We start from the raw sequence: 20,322 nt of genomic DNA on the forward strand, positions 1-20,322 counted from the left end.
CTCAACGCTCCCGCAAGGCTTCCTGCGCCCGGTTGATCGGTTTAATCAAATATTCAAAAACTGTTTTTGCTCCGGTTTTGATATCCACGGTGGCAATCATGCCCGGAACGATGGGATAGCGAATACCGCTTTTTTGATTCACCAAAGCATCATCAGTCGTGCGAATAAAAGCCCGGTAGTAAAAGACCTCCGGCTTGATTTCATCTTGGATGGTGTCCGGCGATACCGTCACGACTTCGCCGTTCAAAGCCCCATAAATGGAGTAGTCATAGGCAGTCACTTTGACTTTGGCTTCCAGGCCGGGACGAATAAAAGCAATGTCGCGCGGTGAAATGCGGGCCTCCACCAGCAACTGGTCCTCCATCGGCACAATCACCATCAGGCGTCCATTGGGCGGGATCACCCCGCCCTGGGTAGTCACCTCAATATCTTTAACGACGCCTCGTACCGGCGAGCGCAAGGTCAAGCGGGACAGGGAATCCGAACGTCCACGAATGACTTCTTCCAGGGAGTCTGCCTCGGCCTTGGCACGAGCCAACTCTTCACGCGCCTTCACCATGTACTCCCCCTGCCGCTCGGTCATCTTCAAGCGGATCTCGGAGACTTGACGCTGCAACTTGAGCACATCCACATGGCTGGCAGCTCCCGCTTTAGCCAAGGACTGCGTCAGATTTAGCTCTTCGCTAACAATCCCCAAGGCCTGCCTCAAACCGGAGATGGATTCACTAAGTCCAGCCTGGCGCGTGTTGTAGAGCCGTGTCTCTGCCTGCATCAGCATGGGGTATTCATTCAGAAACTCTGGAAAGCTCAACTTGGTGCCGTTCACCTCCGCTTCTAGGCGCGCCACACTGGCCACCGCGGCTCTGTGCTTGGCCGCGCTTTCGCCAACATTGGCCTCGGTTTTGGTCAAATCAAGCTGCGCCAGCACTTGCTGTGGCTCGACAATGTCGCCCTCACGGACATACAGCCGGGAAATAATCCCGCCTTCCAGCGATTGAATGACCTGCTCTCGGGAATTGGGAATGATCTTCCCGGTTCCCGACGACACTTCCGTCAATTCGGCCACGTAAGCCCAAGCGATCAACACCACCAAGAGCAAACCAAAGAACCAGATAATCCGGTTGGACCGAATAATCTGCGCTTCACTGACATCATCTTGGTATTGATGCCGATCTCGCTCAGGATCAAAAAGCAACACTGCATCCAGGCTGGGTTCCGTCGTGATGGGTTTCTTAGTTGTCATTAGCGGGCTCCTGCTTTTTCTTTGTGCCTTGAGCCAACTTATCCAGCACAATCTGTTTTTTATCGTCCATCACGATTTTGCCGTTGCTGACCACCAAGATACGATCCACCAGTTCCAACATGCGCAGCTTATGGGTGGCCATCACTAGGGTCTTGTCCTGAGCCCAATGCTGCAAATGCCGGATGAAGTGGCGCTCGCTAGCGTCATCCATTGCCGAGGTAGGTTCATCCAACAGCACCACGTCCGGGTTGCCCAAAATCAGTCGCGACAGCAACAAAGCCTGACGTTGCCCACCCGACAAACCTTTACCACCTTCAGTCAGCACATAGTCCAAGCCAGTAGGTAGGCGCTGAATGAAGTCGATCGCACCCGTCATGGTCAGTGCCTTCAAAATATCCTGATCACTGGCCAAGGGCGCTCCCAAGGTAATGTTGTCGCGTATGGTCCCGTAAAACAAAGAGGCACTTTGACTGAGCAGACCCATATCTCGCCGCAGATCGGCAGTATCAATATGCGCCAGGCTGACCCCTTCAATCGTGGCGGTCCCTTCAGTCGGAATCAGCAAGCCGGACAAGACCTGCAACAAGGTGGATTTACCCGCTCCATTGCGCCCCAAAATGCCGATCTTTTCCCCAGCACGAATCTGCAAATCCTTGATAGCCAGAGCAGGCATGGGGTTATCAGATCGGTAGCTAATCAGGCAATCCTTGAACACATAATTGCCACGCACATTGGAGACATGAATGCGCCCTTCTTCGGCGGCATCATCGTCAGTTGGCAGGCTCATCAATTTATCGATCGCACCAATGGCAACTTTGGTCTGCTGCCAACGGGATAGAACACCGGTCAGTTTGGCCATCGGCCCCAACATGCGAGTCCCCAGAATCGAGGCAGCAATCACCGAACCCGTACTGAGTTCGCCGTCAATCACCTTGAACGCACCGAACATTACGATTACCGCAAACACCGAACCCTGCACCGCACTGGTCCAGCTACTGAGCCAACTATTTAGGGAACGCAGCTTCAAGGCGACGTCAGCACTGGCGGCGTTGAAGTTATTCCACTGGTTTTGGAAGCGCAGCTCGGACTGAGTAGTTTTAATGTCCTCATAGCCCTGCACCGCTTCCACCAAAATCGCGTTGCGCAAACTGGCCTCGCGAGCCGACTGACTGGCGTACTGACGCAAGCGCGGCTGCGCCAACAAGTTGGGCACAATCATCAGCACCACGGCAACTAAAGGCACCCAGACCAGATTGCCCGCCAAATACCAGAACACCAGGCAAAACAAGACAAAAAATGGGATGTCCACCAAGGAGGTTACGGTGGCAGAGGTCAACATCTCCCGAATACTGTCCAGCTCCCGCACCTGAGCAATCAAGCTGCCCGTGGATTGCGGCCTGTCACTATTGCGGATACGCAGCACACGCCCATAAACCCGGTCCGATATACGCAGGTCAGCCCGTTTGCCCAGCATATTGATGACTTTGCTGCGGGCAATTCGAAAGGTAAATGAGAAAATCAGCGCCACCATCACGCCGCTAAACAACACAAACAAGGTGGGATAGGACTCAGCAGGAATCACCCGGTCATACACCTGACGGGTAAACAGAATGCCGGACAGCCCCAGCACATTGATTAAAAAAGACGCCACGAATAAGTGTGAATAGGGACGCCAATCGCTAAAGATAATCGCCCGCAGCCAATGCTTCTCAAAGGGTTTGACGTAGTCATCCACCCGCGCGTCGGCCACCGCATGAATCGGCCGCATCACAAAGGCTGCACGCACATTTTTCAGCAAATCAGCAACGGCGACCTCGCTAAGCAAGCCTTCGTCACCGCTATACCGGATGCCTAGCAGACCGCCTTCATTAATCTGCTCAACAACGCCCACCTGACCGTTGTCCAGCTGTACCAGCAAAGGCAAACGCCAGATATTCAAATCGCTTTCCGACAACTGCACGGACTTGACGTAAAGCCCTGCCTCTTTAGCCAAGCGGCGCAAGACATAGGCAATGTCCTTCACCTTGAGCCAGTTGGCAGTCAACTCCAGATTCTGGGGTGAGACATCCAGGCGGTAATGCCTGGCAATAGACAAAACAGCTTCTATCCAGGGCTTGTACAGGTCTTGGGGCCTGGCCTCTGGGGCGCTAGCAACTGATACGGCTTCCTGCAATGACATGCATTCATCCTTGTGAAATACAACGATCAAACGTCTTATCAATGACCTGCACACAGGGCAGTGACAAAAGGTCTGGATCTGAAACCCTATGCCTGAACGGCAAAGACAGAAAAGCACTGGGCTTTGCAGCCCAGTGCTCCCGACAGATGAATTAGCCTACAAGGCTGTGTTCATCCAGTTCGTCCATGACAGGATCAACCTCGACTTCAGGCACCAGCAGATCTTCTTCGCTGCTACCTTCAAACAAGGCTGGCTCGCCAGCGGCTTGGTCAGACTGCTCTTGCTCATCCTCAAGCGCGCCCAAATCAACATCGGTAGGCTCGGAGCCTTGAAGCTCAATTTCCTCTTCAAGAGCCGGGGTTTCCTCTGTTGCTTCGTGTGTGCTGTCCTCCACGTTGTCCAGCGACATGGCAGCTTCATCAGCAGCCATTTCTGTGTCGTAGTCAGCGCTAAAGGCGGCTGCCTCAGGAACGTACGGACCATCACCATGCTCAACGCCCACCGTCAGCGTCGCATCAGACGTTGTTCCGTTTGGATGCTCCAGACGGTATTCAAAAGCGTCTTCATGACCCGTTTCTTCCAGGCCTGGCTTAGGCTGGTACGAGTAGCTGCCGTTGGTGTTGATCGTCAAGGTGCCATGTTGACCGACCACCGTCGTTCCATTGACCACTTCGATAAAGTCGCCATTGGCGTCTTTAACCAGGAACTTGGTGTAGGTCGATGCCAGATGATCATCGTCCAGCACATTACCCTTGGCGGCATGAGTGCCATTGCTGACATACTCATCCAGGTAAGTAAGGGTGCCGCTGTAACCCAGCTTCAGCGTGCCCGTACCACCCGCGCCACCGCGCTCGTACTCAGCCTTGACGGTGTACGTGCCTTGCGGCAAGGACGACAAGTCAAACGAAACCTTAGGACTACCGATCAAAGGATTCTGCGTTTCGGTATGAACAATCGAGCCATCGGGTCCGTAGACCGTCAGCTTGACCGAACCACGATCCGAGGCCTCAGCCGTCACCTTGACGGAGAAAGTCCGGTTCGCACCGACCACAAAGGTATCTTGCGCATCCGCCTTGGTCGTCCCAAACGGATTAAGCGTTGAACTGATACCGGCTTGCTTGTTGCCCGCAGGACCTGCTTCAGTCTTGTAGGTGCTGTCGATAGACGCAGTGCCGTGGTCATCGTTGGCAACCAGATCAACCTGGGCGGGCAAGCTTGGGTCCTCAGGCCAGATCAGGCCTTGGCCATCACTGTCGATACGTACATGAATCTTGGCGCTGCTAACCGAGCCGTCAGCTGCCTTGATCGTGTACTCGAAGGTTTCCACCTGTCCGATACCCGAACCATCAGTGTTGTAAGGCGTGTAGGTGAACTCGCCGTCCGAACCAATAGTCAACTTGCCGTACTCACCTTCAAACGTCGTTGTACCGTTGGCACCCACTTGTTCCCCATTGATATGGGTCACTTTGGCACCTTCGCCAGCAGCGTCGTTATCCAGCACGTTGCCGTTAACCGGCGTAGACGTGTAAGAGCCTGCTTCAGTGTGGTCGTAGAACGTCGTCGAGCCTTCAACCTTGGTTGTACTCAGAACGCTCAGGCCACGTACCGCCGCAATCACTTGGTACTCGCCAGGAGGCAAGTCATTAATGGTGAACTTGGCTTTGCCACCGAAAATACCAATGACATCGATCAAGCCGCCGGAGCCCGACTCCTCAAGCACCTTCCAGTTGCCGTTCTCATCCTTGACGCGCAGCTGAACCTTGACGTTATCAAGCACGCTGATCACCGAGCCCGAAGACACACTGATCTCGCTGGTGGCTGACTGGCCCTCTTCTACCTTGAAGCTAAAGCGCGGTGCACCGTCAAAGAAAGCATCCCACAAACCACCGATGTCAATAATGGACAAGCGGCTGTCAGACTGCGCTTTCGTATCCAGCTCAGTCGGTTCGATGTTCAGCTTGGCAGTGAAGTAGTCGTCAGAGACGTCGGCATCGGCATCTGCATCAGCATCGGCATCAGCGTCTGCGTCTGCGTCAGCATCCGCATCAGCGTCGGCGTCGGCATCGGCGTCAGCGTCAGCGTCAGCGTCAGCATCGGCGTCAGCGTCGGCATCCGCATCCGCGTCGGCGTCAGCATCAGCGTCGGCATCGGCGTCAGCGTCAGCATCAGCATCGGCATCGGCATCGGCATCTGCATCGGCATCTGCATCGGCGTCAGCATCAGCATCCGCATCGGCGTCAGCATCCGCATCCGCATCCGCATCCGCATCAGCGTCGGCATCAGCGTCGGCGTCGGCATCGGCATCGGCGTCGGCATCCGCATCAGCGTCTGCATCCGCGTCGGCGTCGGCGTCCGCATCAGCATCAGCATCGGCGTCAGCATCTGCGTCAGCGTCAGCGTCAGCATCGGCATCCGCGTCGGCATCAGCATCGGCGTCGGCATCGGCATCGGCATCGGCGTCGGCATCCGCATCCGCATCAGCATCAGCATCAGCATCTGCATCGGCATCGGCGTCAGCATCGGCGTCAGCATCGGCGTCAGCATCGGCATCAGCGTCTGCATCCGCATCCGCGTCGGCATCCGCATCCGCATCGGCGTCAGCGTCAGCGTCAGCATCTGCATCAGCATCGGCGTCAGCATCGGCGTCAGCATCGGCGTCAGCATCGGCGTCGGCGTCGGCATCAGCGTCAGCATCCGCATCCGCATCCGCATCGGCGTCAGCATCCGCGTCTGCATCAGCGTCAGCATCCGCGTCTGCATCAGCGTCAGCATCGGCGTCGGCATCAGCGTCGGCGTCGGCGTCGGCATCAGCGTCGGCGTCGGCATCGGCATCGGCGTCAGCATCCGCGTCTGCATCCGCATCAGCGTCGGCATCGGCATCAGCGTCGGCATCGGCATCAGCATCAGCATCTGCATCAGCGTCGGCGTCGGCGTCGGCATCGGCATCGGCATCGGCGTCGGCGTCGGCGTCAGCATCTGCGTCAGCGTCTGCATCCGCATCTGCGTCAGCGTCAGCGTCAGCATCCGCGTCGGCATCAGCATCCGCATCAGCGTCGGCATCTGCATCAGCGTCAGCATCAGCATCCGCATCGGCGTCAGCATCAGCATCGGCGTCGGCATCAGCGTCAGCATCCGCATCGGCGTCGGCATCCGCATCGGCGTCGGCATCCGCATCGGCGTCGGCGTCGGCGTCTGCATCGGCGTCAGCATCGGCATCGGCATCAGCATCAGCGTCAGCATCCGCATCCGCATCGGCATCAGCGTCAGCATCCGCATCCGCATCGGCATCGGCATCAGCATCCGCATCGGCATCAGCATCGGCATCGGCATCAGCATCCGCATCAGCATCGGCATCGGCATCCGCATCCGCATCCGCATCAGCGTCAGCGTCAGCATCGGCATCTGCGTCAGCATCGGCATCTGCGTCAGCATCGGCATCAGCATCTGCATCTGCATCTGCATCAGCATCAGCATCAGCATCAGCATCGGCGTCGGCGTCGGCGTCGGCGTCGGCATCCGCATCGGCATCGGCATCTGCATCTGCATCGGCATCGGCATCGGCATCGGCATCGGCATCGGCATCGGCATCGGCGTCAGCATCTGCATCTGCATCTGCATCTGCATCCGCGTCGGCGTCGGCATCAGCGTCAGCATCAGCATCTGCGTCAGCATCGGCATCGGCATCGGCATCAGCATCAGCGTCAGCATCGGCGTCAGCATCTGCATCAGCATCGGCATCGGCATCGGCGTCCGCATCTGCATCTGCATCTGCATCCGCGTCGGCGTCGGCATCAGCGTCAGCGTCAGCGTCTGCATCAGCATCGGCATCCGCATCGGCATCTGCATCGGCATCTGCATCTGCATCGGCATCGGCATCGGCATCGGCATCGGCATCGGCGTCAGCATCTGCATCTGCATCTGCATCTGCATCCGCGTCGGCGTCGGCATCAGCGTCAGCATCAGCATCTGCGTCAGCATCGGCATCGGCATCGGCATCAGCATCAGCGTCAGCATCGGCGTCAGCATCTGCATCAGCATCGGCATCGGCATCGGCGTCCGCATCTGCATCTGCATCTGCATCCGCGTCGGCGTCGGCATCAGCGTCAGCGTCAGCGTCTGCATCAGCATCGGCATCCGCATCGGCATCTGCATCGGCATCTGCATCTGCATCGGCATCGGCATCGGCATCGGCATCGGCATCGGCGTCTGCGTCTGCATCTGCATCTGCATCTGCGTCTGCATCAGCATCGGCATCGGCATCGGCATCGGCATCGGCGTCAGCATCGGCGTCGGCATCAGCGTCGGCGTCTGCATCTGCGTCTGCATCCGCATCTGCGTCAGCGTCGGCATCAGCGTCAGCATCGGCATCCGCATCCGCGTCGGCGTCGGCGTCGGCGTCCGCATCCGCGTCGGCATCAGCGTCAGCATCCGCATCAGCGTCGGCATCAGCGTCAGCATCCGCATCAGCGTCGGCATCGGCATCCGCATCGGCGTCCGCATCCGCGTCGGCATCCGCATCCGCGTCAGCGTCCGCATCGGCATCAGCATCCGCATCTGCGTCGGCATCTGCATCAGCGTCAGCATCGGCGTCGGCGTCGGCGTCGGCATCAGCATCAGCATCAGCATCAGCATCAGCATCAGCATCAGCATCAGCATCAGCATCAGCATCAGCATCAGCATCAGCGTCTGCATCCGCATCCGCGTCAGCATCAGCATCAGCATCGGCGTCAGCGTCAGCGTCGGCATCAGCGTCAGCGTCGGCATCAGCGTCAGCGTCGGCATCCGCATCTGCGTCGGCATCAGCGTCAGCATCGGCGTCGGCATCAGCATCAGCATCCGCATCAGCATCCGCATCAGCATCCGCATCCGCATCGGCATCGGCATCGGCATCGGCATCAGCGTCAGCGTCAGCGTCAGCGTCAGCGTCGGCGTCGGCATCAGCATCAGCATCAGCGTCGGCATCCGCATCCGCGTCGGCGTCAGCATCCGCGTCGGCGTCTGCATCAGCATCCGCATCGGCGTCTGCATCAGCGTCTGCATCGGCATCGGCATCAGCATCCGCATCGGCGTCAGCATCAGCATCGGCGTCAGCGTCAGCGTCCGCATCGGCGTCAGCATCAGCATCAGCATCAGCGTCGGCATCCGCGTCGGCATCCGCATCCGCATCTGCATCTGCATCAGCGTCCGCGTCGGCATCCGCATCAGCGTCGGCGTCAGCATCCGCGTCGGCATCGGCGTCTGCATCAGCATCAGCATCCGCGTCCGCATCCGCATCCGCATCCGCATCCGCATCGGCGTCGGCATCCGCGTCGGCGTCAGCGTCGGCGTCAGCGTCAGCGTCAGCGTCAGCATCAGCATCAGCGTCAGCATCAGCATCAGCATCAGCATCAGCGTCGGCGTCTGCATCAGCGTCAGCATCGGCATCGGCATCGGCATCAGCATCGGCATCAGCATCCGCGTCGGCATCCGCATCCGCATCCGCATCCGCATCAGCGTCAGCATCCGCGTCGGCGTCGGCATCCGCATCGGCATCGGCATCAGCATCGGCATCGGCGTCTGCATCAGCGTCAGCGTCTGCATCCGCATCCGCATCTGCATCAGCGTCCGCGTCGGCATCCGCATCAGCGTCGGCATCGGCGTCTGCATCAGCGTCGGCATCCGCATCGGCGTCAGCGTCGGCATCAGCATCAGCGTCTGCATCGGAATCGGCATCCGCGTCAGCGTCAGCGTCAGCATCCGCATCTGCATCAGCGTCGGCATCGGCGTCTGCATCAGCATCAGCATCAGCATCAGCATCAGCATCAGCATCAGCATCAGCATCAGCATCAGCATCAGCATCAGCATCAGCGTCGGCGTCAGCGTCGGCATCCGCATCGGCATCCGCATCCGCATCTGCATCTGCATCAGCGTCCGCGTCGGCATCCGCATCAGCGTCGGCGTCGGCATCCGCATCAGCGTCGGCATCAGCATCAGCATCCGCATCTGCGTCGGCATCGGCGTCCGCATCGGCGTCAGCGTCAGCATCGGCATCCGCATCAGCGTCGGCGTCGGCGTCGGCATCCGCATCAGCGTCGGCATCAGCATCAGCATCCGCATCTGCGTCGGCATCGGCGTCCGCATCGGCGTCAGCATCGGCGTCAGCATCGGCGTCAGCATCGGCATCGGCATCGGCATCAGCATCTGCGTCAGCATCTGCATCGGCGTCGGCGTCGGCATCAGCATCCGCGTCAGCGTCAGCATCAGCATCCGCGTCAGCGTCAGCATCAGCATCCGCATCTGCGTCAGCATCAGCATCCGCATCTGCGTCAGCATCAGCATCCGCATCTGCGTCGGCATCTGCATCAGCATCCGCATCCGCGTCCGCATCCGCATCCGCATCGGCGTCGGCATCCGCGTCGGCGTCAGCATCTGCGTCCGCATCCGCATCCGCATCGGCGTCGGCATCAGCGTCGGCGTCGGCGTCCGCATCAGCATCTGCGTCGGCGTCAGCGTCAGCGTCAGCGTCTGCGTCTGCGTCTGCGTCTGCGTCGCCATCATCTGGAACCAAGTCGAGCTCGCCTTCTACAGGCTCAGACGTTATTTCTTTTCCGTTTTCGTCCGTCGCCTGGGCCACAGCTGTAATCGGGCCGTCGGCCAGCTTTCCTTCAGGTACGTGTGCTGTAAAGCGTCCGTCTTCACCGACTTCAGCTTCCAGCTGAATCGACTTTCCGTCAGCATCCGTAACAGTAACGAGTACGATCGCGCCTACGGCAACACCAGTTGTTACGCCGCTAATCGTCCCGTCTTTACCGACATGCTCAATGGAAACAGTGCCGTCTTCGCCCTGATCCGGCACAAGATGCAATTCGCCGGTGACAGGCTCAGAGCCAATGTCATTGCCCTTGGTGTCCTTTGTTTGGGCAACAACGCTAATCTCGCCATCCGCCAGTTCACCTTCCGGGACTTGAACGGTAAAGCGCCCGTCTGCGTCAACTACCGTGTCCAGGCTAATAGTCTTGCCATTAGCATCGGTTACCAGAACGGTCACCTTCGTGCCGGGAGCGACTCCTGTCGTCTGGCCACTAATGGTGCCGTCCGGATTGACTTGGCCGACTTTAATCGTGCCGTCTTCTTTAACTTCCGAAGACCCGCCACCCGAGCCGCTAGACGAACTGCTTGAGGCTACGGCAATGCCCGTTATGCCTGCCAGAAGCAGGCCCAAAATCCAAGGCGGGGGTGTGCTGGTACCGGCAGGAGCAGCACATACGGTTTCAGCAGTTACTGGATCCGTATTGGCAAATACGGCATCCTGCGCGGAGATTTCAACCAGCTCTCCACTTTCGTTCAGCCACCAAAGTTGGCAGGCCTCGTCTTCCAGAACCAGCTCACTATGTTCGCCGTCTGCGTTTTCGTTGTAGAACCCTTTCAAGGTGACTTGCTGGCCATTGGCCATCACCAAGACAAGGTCATTCCCTTGGCGAGACATGCTGACGATATCGCCAGGACTCGCGTTTAACTTGACGAGATGGGGGGTTGCCAGCACTTGATCCGCTAATTGCGTCTCCAGTGCCGGCTTTCCCGCTCCCGATCGTTCTGCTAGGATCATTTTCATGAATAGCCCAACCTTTTAATAATAAAAATGGCCACAAGGCCCCTCTTCACAACGGTTAATTCAAGGCAAGCACATTGAACCCAGCGCTCAACAAACCCTGGGAGTACGCACACTCAATCTGTGATGCTTTTAAATCCAACTCACTGTTCAACACCTCGACACGGGCCTGGTGGTATTCCTGTTCGGCATTCAATAAGTCGACCAGTGAACGCGTTCCTAAATCCAGATACTGTTTTCTGTACAAATCTTTGGTGCCGCTAATGTTCACGACACGATTGGCCAATAGCGCCTTGCGGCGCTCCAGCCCTTGATATCGGTTGACTTGATCGGCCAGGCGCTGTTGAACCTGCAGCCTGATTTGTGATTTTTCTGCGCTAGCCGCACGCAAGGCCCCGGACGCAGCACGTTTGCGCGCCGACAGGCCGCCCCCTTGATAAAAGGGCATGGAGAAATTCAGGCGTACCGCGGTTTCCACGCGGCTGCCATACATGGGGGTCGCATTCAAAGCGCGGGAGGCATTGGCCTGAACTGATAAGGTGGGCCACTCTTCAGCACCCGCCAGATCTACGTCGGCCACGGCCTCTTCAGCTGCCATATCGGCCATGACAACTTCAGGAATGCGCTCCCAATTAATTTGGGAGATCGTGCAGCTTTGGTTTAACTCGATCGGGAACTGTGCCAGCGACACCGCATTCACTTCTGGCAGCTGCGTAAGCAGTTCGATTTCCTGGAGCCATTTTTGATATTCGGCTTCAACGTTCAACACCAGAGCCTGGACCGAATCAAGGCGGGATCTTGCCTGCAAGACGTCAGACAGATTGCTGGCACCTTTTTCGTGGCGCTGCTCGACCAGACGAGTTAACTGTTCGACCTCTTGAACATGTTCCTGGGCCAGACTTAGAAAGCCTTCATTGCGAACGGCTTCCAGCACCGAACTGGACGCTTCCCTGACCAACTGTTCGACAACCAGATCGGTTCTGGCTTGTGCTTTCAGGTCACCAAACTCGGCCTTTTTTACAGAGTGCGCAGTTTTACCGAAGTCGTACAACAGCTGCTGTACGTTCAGATCCAGGTTCTGCAGGCTTTTTTCGTCGTAGCGGCCGGAGCGATATTTCTCATAGCTATTTGAAACGCCGCCGCTAACTTGCGGGTAGTAATGTGCCTTGGCAACATCGATCATCTCGCGAGCGCTTGCTTCGTAGCCCAAGGCACTTTGACGACCGGGGTGACGCGCAAGGACGCGATCCACAACATACTGAATACTGAGAGGGGCGTCATGATCGGCTTGCTTGGTGCCATCTTTCCCCTGAAGCTGCTCAAGCATCGTTTGTGCCTTGCTCGATGTGGCAAGAACAGCCAGAGCCAACGCAATTACCACTGTTTTTGTTCTAGTCATATGGCACCCAAGCAAGTGACTTTTTGCATCCGTAGCCCATGGACAAAAAGCCGCACATTCAACACAAACGCACACTCAAGAGGTAGAATCACCGGACGCAGGGCGCAAAAAAGCCACCTGCCTATCCAAAAAGCAAGCAATGCAAAACCGTCATTTACCTGGATTGCGCGCTACCTCAGACACGCCTCATACATAGAAGCAGACGCAGCACAACACGTTCTTATCGAGAAAATCGATTTTTTGTGAAAAAGAATAAGCTTTCGTATGAAAATGGCTTTTTTGTGTAAAAAAGCGTATTTCCGGTTAGATTTCTGTTCAGGAAGAATATTACGACAAGATCTTGTCGCTATCAAGCGAATACTTGGCGCAATTGAAAATAATTGACAAGAACATGCGGAACTAGGCGCTGGATTATAAATTGAATCAGTTGGGGCCCCTCACCACCACAACCTTTGGGCAGACCAGACAACACACTTATGGATAATGAATTTAAAGACTTCTCAGATCGGATAAACCTGGCAATCGCACGCGCAGGCGGAGCCAAGAACTTAGCGGACAAAATGGGAATGTCCACGTCTGTGTTGCGAAGCTGGCGATCCGGTAACTCCGACCCTTCTCGATCAAGCTTGGTAAAAATGGCACAGGCCACGAACCTCTCTGTCAGTTGGCTCGCCTCGGGAGAAGGCAGCCCCTCTCCTTCAGAGCCTTCATCCACCGTGGTGGATCTGGACATCCTGGAAGAGATCATCGCCAAGACTCAACAACTGTTTCAGGGCCAAAACGTAAACCTGAAGCCAGAAGCCGAAGCTCGTATCATTCGCTTGGTTTACGAGTTTTACTTGCGCCAAGGGCAACAAATGGATGAAGCCAGTTTAAATAACCTGATTGAACTGGCATCGTTCCGATAAAAACAAGTGCACAGCAATAGAGCCTGCCTAGGAGCTGTGTAATGTTTGATGCCAAATAATGGGCATGCAAACTCATTAACAGCTCCTTAGCTCGCGGTTTAGCGCCATCATCAGCGCGCGTAAAGGCTGCTAGCTGACAAGGAAAAGTTTTTCTGCCGCAGTTTAATTAGCCGAAAACACATAGCCCACGCCCCAAACAGAGCGAATCGGCAAGTGTTCTCCGTACTGCGCGACCTTACGTTTTAAACGACTGACCACAACGTCTATATAACGACTGGGCGGTTGATCCCCTTCTTTGTCGCTAAACAATCTTTCCCTAGCAACAGGCTCAGGACTTTCAGCCAGCAAGACGCGCAAAACGCGTCGCTCTGCCCCTGTCAAAGTAATCGCATGGCGCTGAGGTGTCATCAGACGCCAGCCATCTTCCAGCAAATCCCAGCCATACATCGCCTCCTGATCCGAGCTGACGCCATTCGCCTGCACTGATGCAGCTGCCACCACTTGCGTCCTGCCTTTGCTGTCCGAGTACTTGGCCCGTAAGGCTAGTTCACGCCGGCGCAAAGCTTGAATACTGGCCAGCACTTCCATGCTTTGCGCCCGTTCATCAAAACAGATATCTGCACCCGCCAATAGCAAAAGACTGCTGTGTTCAGGCGTAATCGTCCCGTCAAAACGCAGAACCACTAAGCCCATCGTGGGGGACTGTGCACGTAAACGCCCTACGTCGCTGAGCAGATCCTCATTTTGTGAACACAGCATGATCAACTCGCCCGCCTCTGCCTGATCGTCCGGAGTCAATAACATCCCGCTTTGGGTCTGTACGACTCGCACTGGGATACCCCATAAGGCCAAATCATCGATCAGCTTTTGTATCCGATCGCCGTTATCGAACAACAGGACGATTCTCTCTGTTCTTAACAATACCAAGCCTCCCTCTCCCCAAAACCGTGGCTATCATTGCCAAGTAGGCCTGCACGCGCTCAAGCCGCTTTGCCTGGCGTCCACCATCGTCTTTATTGTTTCTTACTCAGCAAAGACTTGGCGCACCTACTGCTGATCTGTCTATCAGCAAGGCCACTCTGTCTTTATGCCCCTGAGCCCTGTCAGGGTTCCATATGCATCTCTTTGACGATGCCTCACACTAAGCATAAACACAAAATCTTGCGCTAACAGCTAAGCTCTTAAATTAAAAGTAAGAAAACCACATCATTTACATTTTTCGTGCAGATTCTTGTGTCATTCAGTTGTTTTTCTGTTCAAATCGAATAATAAGGCAAGTATATATCACCATCAAGCACTATCTTGACCAAATAACGAATAACGACAAGAACATGCAATCCCTGGAGGTGGCAATGTATTTCAAACATTCAACGAAGCGATTAAGCAAGGCCGGTCAAAATAGCAAAGTCCAGGACTTCAGGGATTTCCCTGAGCGAATCAATATGGCAATAGAACAAGCGGGTGGCGCACAAGAATTAGCGCAAAAGCTGGGGGTTTCCTTATTGATTCTGCAGGGGTGGAGATCAGGGAAAACAGAGCCCTCTCGCTCGGCTCTGATCAAGATTGCGCAGGCCACCAACTTATCCCTTCATTGGTTGGTGGCCGGAGAAAATGGCCCTGATAAATGCGATATTTCTGTGCATAAACACCGGACCGCGGACTTGGACTCCTTAGAGCAGGCCATCCTTAAAACCAGAGAACGGTTTGTGCAGCAAAGGCTAGACCTACGCTCCCGCGCCGAAGCTCAAGTTGTGCGCTTGCTTTACGAGTTTTATCTGCATAAAGGCCACCACATGGATGACGAGAGCCTGGATAATTTGATCGAACGGCTTGCACTCCGCTAAAGCACCCTTACTCCGTAAGGCCCTTAAGAGTGAAACAGGCTGGGAAGATACTCGTTCAGATAGCAGCTATTTCCGTGCAGCCACTCGAGCCAGCGGGCGTTTAATTTACTTGCTCAGCATCGGGTTTGCCTCTAAAAGTCGCAAATCGTGTCAGGTTGACTGGAGTGAAGTCCTCGCCCGCATGTCTTAGCCATTCTTTTTATTCGGGCTTAAAAGACTGAAGCCTCAATCATAGAAGTCATGCTAAACCGCTGAGATTCGCTTCAAAACCATACAAATCTCTCTAGCAACGTCTACGCACTAACCCTGATCCGGGCACATACACAAAAGCAATTAAAACCGATCAAGCCTAAATGCAGGCAGCGAACTTATTTTTCATAAAATAAAATCTCTAATATAGAAAATCGAGTTTTAAACGCTCCCTGCATTATTTTTATTTATGGAACATAGGTCCGGTTTTTAAGTTTTTATACGCTGGCCGGTCTAGCCCTAGCCCAATCTTCGTTGTAGGCAGCTACGCTTTGATGCTGAACCTCAAAAGCCCGCCTTAGCGTCGGCTAGCCAACACCCTACTCAGCCTATCCAACATGCTGTGCAGCTGCTGTAGCGCTCGCTAGTGCTGCCAAACCCCCACCCACGCCCGCTACCTTATGCTATCCAGAATGTCTCATCACAAACCAAGCAGCACAACAACACGCAGAATACAAAAAAGGCCGCAATTGCGGCCTTTTCCTGATGTTTCAAAATGGGGGAGATACAAAAAAGCCTGCGTATTTCGCAGGCTCTTTCTTTTACAGCATCCCTAATTGTAAGCGGGCTGATTCACTCATGCGTTCGCGGCTCCATGGAGGATCCCAAACCAAGTCAACAAGGGCCTTTTCCACGCCCTGGATGGTCTCCAGCTTGTAGCGGGCCTCGTCGGCAATCATGGTACCCATGCCGCAGCCTGGCGCCGTCAGCGTCATTTCCATGGTGATGGAAAAGGTCTCTGGTCCAGTCTGAGTGACGTGGCAGGCATAGACCAAACCCAGATTGACAATATCAACCGGAATTTCAGGGTCGTAAACGCTGGCCAGAACAATCCAGGCCGCATCTTCGATCGTCTTTTCGCTCAGGGGCAACTCGGGCACAAAGACCTCGGCCTCGCCTTGAGTCTCAAAGCCCAGTGCATCGGCATCCACACCTTCAATCCGGTACAGGTTGCCCTCTACCATCACGGTGTAACTGCCACCCAGCTTTTGGGTAATCGTTGCTGTACAGCCCGACTCAATCGTAACGGGCGCACCGTAAGGGATACTGACGGCCGGGCAATCCCGGCTGACCAGCACATCATGTCGTTCAAAGTAACTCATGGCTTGCTTGCGCCTTTATTCAGTTTGCGCGGTTTCTTTGGCCTGATTGATGGCGTTGTGCAGGGTATGCCAGGCCAAGGTGGCACATTTAACCCGTGCAGGAAATTCACGCACACCAGATAACACTTCCAGCTTGCCCAGGTCTCGATCAGGATGAGCCTCTGTCAGCATGGCGTGCATATCTTTAAAGAGAGACTCAAACTCGGCCAGACTCAAGCCTTTCACCGCTTCGGTCATCAAGGATGCCGAAGCCTTAGAAATAGCGCAGCCATGCCCCACAAAACTGACTTTTTGCACAATGCCGTCTTCTACGACCGCATAGACAGCCAACTGATCCCCACATAAGGGATTATGGCCATTCGCAAAATGGCTGGCATCTTCTAATACTTCAAAGTTACGCGGACTACGATTGTGGTCAAAAATGACCTCTTGGTAGAGCTCACGCAGCCCGTTGAAATCTTGGCTCATTTAGCCAACTCCAAATAGTTTTTGAGCTTTGCGCAGGCTGGCCAGCAAAGCGTCAATATCAGCGTAATCGTTGTACAAGGCAAAGGAAGCACGTGCAGTGCCTGGAATGCCAAAGCGTGTCATCAAGGGCATGGCGCAATGGTGGCCTGCTCGCACCGCCACTCCGTCCATATCCAGAATCGTACCCAAGTCATGGGGATGAATCCCGTCAACCAGGAAAGACACAATTCCCGCCTTATGCTCTGCAGTCCCGATGATTCGGATACCTGGCATTGCCAACAAGGCTTGCGTCGCGTAATCCAGCAGCAAGGCCTCGTGATCCGCAATGCGCTGCATGCCAATGGCCATCAAATACTCGATGGCGGCAGCCATGGTGATGGCACCAGCAATATTAGGCGTACCTGCTTCAAAGCGTTGGGGCACAGGTGCGTAATTGCTTTGCTCAAAACTGACGGTAGTGATCATGTCGCCGCCACCCATCCAGGGCGACATGCTGTCCAGGATCTCGTAACGTACATATAAAGCGCCCATACCCGTGGGGCCATACAGCTTGTGAGCCGAGAACGTGTAGAAGTCCGCATCCAATGCCTGCACGTCCACCACACCGTGGGGAACGGATTGTGCACCGTCAACCAGCACCTTGGCGCCCACAGCATGAGCCTGGCGTGTCATCTCGGCGATAGGGTTGATAGTACCCAGGGCATTGGAGACATGCCCCACTGCCAGCAATCGGGTTTTTTCGTTCAGCAGTTGCTTGAAGGCTTCTTGGTCCAGCTCACCGTTATCCAGTACTGGCACAACGCGAATAACAGCACCGGTACGCTGGGCAACTAATTGCCAAGGCACGATATTGGAGTGGTGCTCCAAACCGGTCAGCAAGATTTCGTCGCCCGCCTTCAGGTTGTCCATACCCCAGCTATACGCCACCAGGTTAATGGATTCTGTTGTGCCGCGCGTAAAGACAATTTCTTCATCGCGCGCGGCATTCAGAAATGCCCGCACCGTACTTCTGGCCTGATCGTACAGCTCAGTTGCGTGCTGAGACAGCCAATGCACACCACGGTGGATGTTGGCATTGGATTGCTCATAGAATCGCGCTTCGGCTTCAATGACCGAACGCGGTTTTTGCGTCGTCGCCCCGTTATCCAGATAGGACAGGCGTTGGCCCCGAATGGGGCGAGCCAGGATAGGGAAATCCTCGCGGTGATTCAGCAAACCAGCAGCAGTTACGGGCAAAGGCGCATTCATGCAAGCTCTCCAAAGGCAAGACCGCCAGGCAACAAAGCATTAATACCTACCATGGCACGGCTGCGCAGGCTCTCCGAAGCGATACGCTCCAAAGACTGAGCGGCAAATGCATAAATCAGCATATTGCGTGCATCTTCCTGCGTCATACCACGCGAGCGCAGATAGAACAGGCTATCCGCGTCTAATTGGCCGACGGTGGCGCCGTGTGCGCACTTCACGTCATCCGCATAGATTTCCAGTTCAGGACGGGAATCTGCGCGCGCCATCTTGGACAAAAGCAAGCTGTCTGAACGCTGTACCGAATCGGTACCGTCAGCCCCCTTGCCCACCAGGATACGGCCACTGAATACACCTCGAGCCGTGTCAGTCAGAACACCACGGTAGAATTCGCGGCTTTGGCAATTAGGCTGGGCATGGTCAATGACCGTGTTGTGATCGACGTGACGGCGGCCGTTCACAAAGTACAAACCATTGAACAATGTTTCGCAGCGCTCGCCGTTGAACACGGTAGCGATGTCGTTACGGGCAATGCGTGCACCGAAAGACAAGGAGTGCGAATTAAAGACCGAGCCGCGCGCCTGTTGAACATCGATATTGGCCAAGTGGAAGTCTTGCAAGGCTTCCTGCTGCAACTTCATGTGCGTCAGATTCGCATCAGGGGCCACGTTCAAACGGGTGACCGCACTGCTCAAAGACGCATCCAATCCATCCTGACCGACATAATGCTCAACGACGGTTGCACTGGCACCGGATTCCAGAGAAATCAAGTTGCGGGTAAAGCTGGCGCTACCGCCTTGGGTACGCACAAACACCAGATGAACAGGCTGTTCCAAATGCTTGCCAGCCGCAAGACTCAGCACCGCACCGTCCTGGGCCAAGGCCAGGTTCAAAGCGGCCGTGGAAGCCCCGGTGGACTCGTCCCCATAAGCTTGCTGCAACCAATCTGCATCTTGCTCCAGACAGGCGCCCAACGTAGTCAAACGAACGCCAGAAGGCATTTCAGCCAAGTGCGACAAGGATGCGTCGTAATGACCATCCACAAAGACCAGGAAATACCCGTCTTCTTCTTGGCGCACCGACGCAACCAGATCCGCTGCCGACGCTGACTTCTGAGGAGCAAAAACTTGCTGCTCCAGCAAAGCCAAAGACGTGTGATGCCAGGCTTCAATGCGCGTGGTTGGCCAGCCTTCCTGGGCAAAACGATCCAGGGCGCGCTGACGCACAGCGCTTAGCCAAGGCAGGCCGGCGCCAGGTGCTTGTGCAGCCTGAGCGGCAAAGCTGTTGACCCAATCCGGCAGACTCATACCGCAGCTCCCTTGGCTTTTTGTTCGGCAGCTGCTTGTTCCAGCACCCAACCGTAGCCACGCTCCTCCAGTTCCAAAGCCAATTCACGGCCACCGGAACGAATAATCTTGCCGCCGGCCAACACGTGCACAAAGTCAGGCACGATGTAGTCCAGCAAACGCTGATAGTGAGTGATCACCAGCAAGGAACGCTCGGGGGAACGCAGACGGTTCACGCCGTCGGCAACCACACGCAAAGCATCAATATCCAGACCGGAGTCGGTTTCGTCCAGGATGGCCAGCTTGGGTTCCAGCAAGCTCATCTGCAACACTTCATTGCGTTTTTTCTCGCCACCGGAAAAGCCTTCGTTCACGGAGCGGTACAGAAACTCTTCACGCATTCCGACGGTCTTCATTTCGTCTTTGACGCGCTTGAGGAAATCCATGGCGTCCAGCTCAGGCAAACCCTGATGACGACGCACGGCGTTCACCGAAGCACGCAGGAAATAGGCGTTAGAGACACCAGGAATTTCAATCGGGTACTGGAAGGCCAGAAACAGACCGGAACGAGCACGGTCCTCAATCTTCATTTCCAGCAAATCTTGACCCAGCCAATCCACCGAACCACTTTCAACGGTGTAGTCTTCACGGCCAGCCAGAACTTGGGACAAGGTGCTCTTGCCCGAGCCGTTCGGGCCCATGATGGCGTGGACTTCACCCGGTTTGATTTCCAGGTTCAGGCCCTTAAGGATAGGTTTGTCTTCAACCGAAGCGTGCAAATCTTTAATCGTCAGCATTTCATTATTCTCC

Annotated in this window: 13 protein-coding genes and 1 pseudogene; 2 read left to right on the top strand and 12 right to left on the bottom strand. The window is 55.6% G+C overall.

Translation table 11 applies throughout. From position 1 onward, the window contains the following. Nucleotide 1 precedes the first annotated feature (1 nt). From AC1RSM_RS05325 to AC1RSM_RS05350, 6 genes and pseudogenes are all read right to left on the bottom strand, one after another. Nucleotides 2-1,243, bottom strand: a complete 1,242-nt coding sequence (locus AC1RSM_RS05325; RefSeq protein ID WP_492930185.1) for a beta-barrel domain-containing protein — start codon at nt 1,241-1,243, stop codon at nt 2-4. Next, nucleotides 1,233-3,422 carry a type I secretion system permease/ATPase gene (locus AC1RSM_RS05330; RefSeq protein WP_492930187.1) on the bottom strand — a complete coding sequence of 730 codons (2,190 nt, stop codon included), beginning with the start codon at nt 3,420-3,422 and terminating at the stop codon, nt 1,233-1,235. The genes AC1RSM_RS05325 and AC1RSM_RS05330 overlap by 11 nt, the downstream gene beginning before the upstream one ends. Before the next feature lie 151 nt (nt 3,423-3,573). Then, a complete protein-coding gene (locus AC1RSM_RS05335) occupies nt 3,574-5,328 on the bottom strand; it encodes a BapA/Bap/LapF family large adhesin (RefSeq protein ID WP_492931463.1) in 1,755 nt (584 codons plus the stop codon). Nucleotides 5,329-5,375: 47 nt separating this feature from the next. After that, the gene (locus AC1RSM_RS05340) at nt 5,376-9,959 is read right to left on the bottom strand and encodes a hypothetical protein (protein WP_492931506.1); all 4,584 of its coding nucleotides are present in this window, start codon (nt 9,957-9,959) and stop codon (nt 5,376-5,378) included. A 775-nt stretch (nt 9,960-10,734) separates the two neighbouring features. Further along, a pseudogene (locus tag AC1RSM_RS05345) lies at nt 10,735-11,013 on the bottom strand (BapA/Bap/LapF family prefix-like domain-containing protein); the annotation flags it as partial. Nucleotides 11,014-11,068: 55 nt separating this feature from the next. Beyond that, the gene (locus AC1RSM_RS05350; RefSeq protein WP_492930189.1) at nt 11,069-12,337 is read right to left on the bottom strand and encodes a TolC family protein; all 1,269 of its coding nucleotides are present in this window, start codon (nt 12,335-12,337) and stop codon (nt 11,069-11,071) included. A gap of 548 nt (nt 12,338-12,885) precedes the next feature. Between AC1RSM_RS05350 and AC1RSM_RS05355 the strand changes: the two genes are divergently transcribed. Next, nucleotides 12,886-13,317, top strand: a complete 432-nt coding sequence (locus tag AC1RSM_RS05355) for a helix-turn-helix domain-containing protein (RefSeq protein ID WP_492930191.1) — start codon at nt 12,886-12,888, stop codon at nt 13,315-13,317. Between the two features lie 162 nt (nt 13,318-13,479). On the opposite strand, the gene AC1RSM_RS05360 is transcribed toward AC1RSM_RS05355, so the two are convergent. Further along, nucleotides 13,480-14,238 carry a winged helix-turn-helix domain-containing protein gene (locus tag AC1RSM_RS05360; protein WP_492930193.1) on the bottom strand — a complete coding sequence of 253 codons (759 nt, stop codon included), beginning with the start codon at nt 14,236-14,238 and terminating at the stop codon, nt 13,480-13,482. A gap of 410 nt (nt 14,239-14,648) precedes the next feature. Here AC1RSM_RS05360 and AC1RSM_RS05365 point away from each other — a divergent pair, with 410 nt between their 5' ends. Then, nucleotides 14,649-15,161, top strand: a complete 513-nt coding sequence (locus AC1RSM_RS05365) for a helix-turn-helix domain-containing protein (protein WP_492930195.1) — start codon at nt 14,649-14,651, stop codon at nt 15,159-15,161. Between the two features lie 791 nt (nt 15,162-15,952). Here AC1RSM_RS05365 and sufT read toward each other — a convergent pair. Genes sufT through sufC form a run of 5 tightly spaced genes read right to left on the bottom strand, consistent with a single transcriptional unit; the run spans nt 15,953 to nt 20,309 of the window. Continuing rightward, nucleotides 15,953-16,513 carry a putative Fe-S cluster assembly protein SufT gene (gene sufT / locus AC1RSM_RS05370; protein ID WP_492930197.1) on the bottom strand — a complete coding sequence of 187 codons (561 nt, stop codon included), beginning with the start codon at nt 16,511-16,513 and terminating at the stop codon, nt 15,953-15,955. 15 nt (nt 16,514-16,528) lie between these two features. Beyond that, nucleotides 16,529-16,981 carry a Fe-S cluster assembly sulfur transfer protein SufU gene (gene sufU / locus AC1RSM_RS05375; RefSeq protein WP_492930199.1) on the bottom strand — a complete coding sequence of 151 codons (453 nt, stop codon included), beginning with the start codon at nt 16,979-16,981 and terminating at the stop codon, nt 16,529-16,531. Continuing rightward, nucleotides 16,982-18,229: a cysteine desulfurase gene (locus AC1RSM_RS05380; protein ID WP_492930201.1), complete on the bottom strand. Its 1,248-nt coding sequence runs from the start codon at nt 18,227-18,229 to the stop codon at nt 16,982-16,984. Further along, nucleotides 18,226-19,533 (bottom strand): Fe-S cluster assembly protein SufD, encoded by a 1,308-nt coding sequence (gene sufD / locus AC1RSM_RS05385; protein ID WP_492930203.1) that lies wholly within the window; start codon nt 19,531-19,533, stop codon nt 18,226-18,228. The genes AC1RSM_RS05380 and sufD overlap by 4 nt, the downstream gene beginning before the upstream one ends. Next, nucleotides 19,530-20,309 carry a Fe-S cluster assembly ATPase SufC gene (gene sufC, locus AC1RSM_RS05390; RefSeq protein ID WP_492930205.1) on the bottom strand — a complete coding sequence of 260 codons (780 nt, stop codon included), beginning with the start codon at nt 20,307-20,309 and terminating at the stop codon, nt 19,530-19,532. The genes sufD and sufC overlap by 4 nt, the downstream gene beginning before the upstream one ends. Between the last annotated feature and the right edge of the window lie 13 nt (nt 20,310-20,322).

Source organism: Alcaligenes sp. GW821-FHT11D07, from assembly GCF_058808495.1.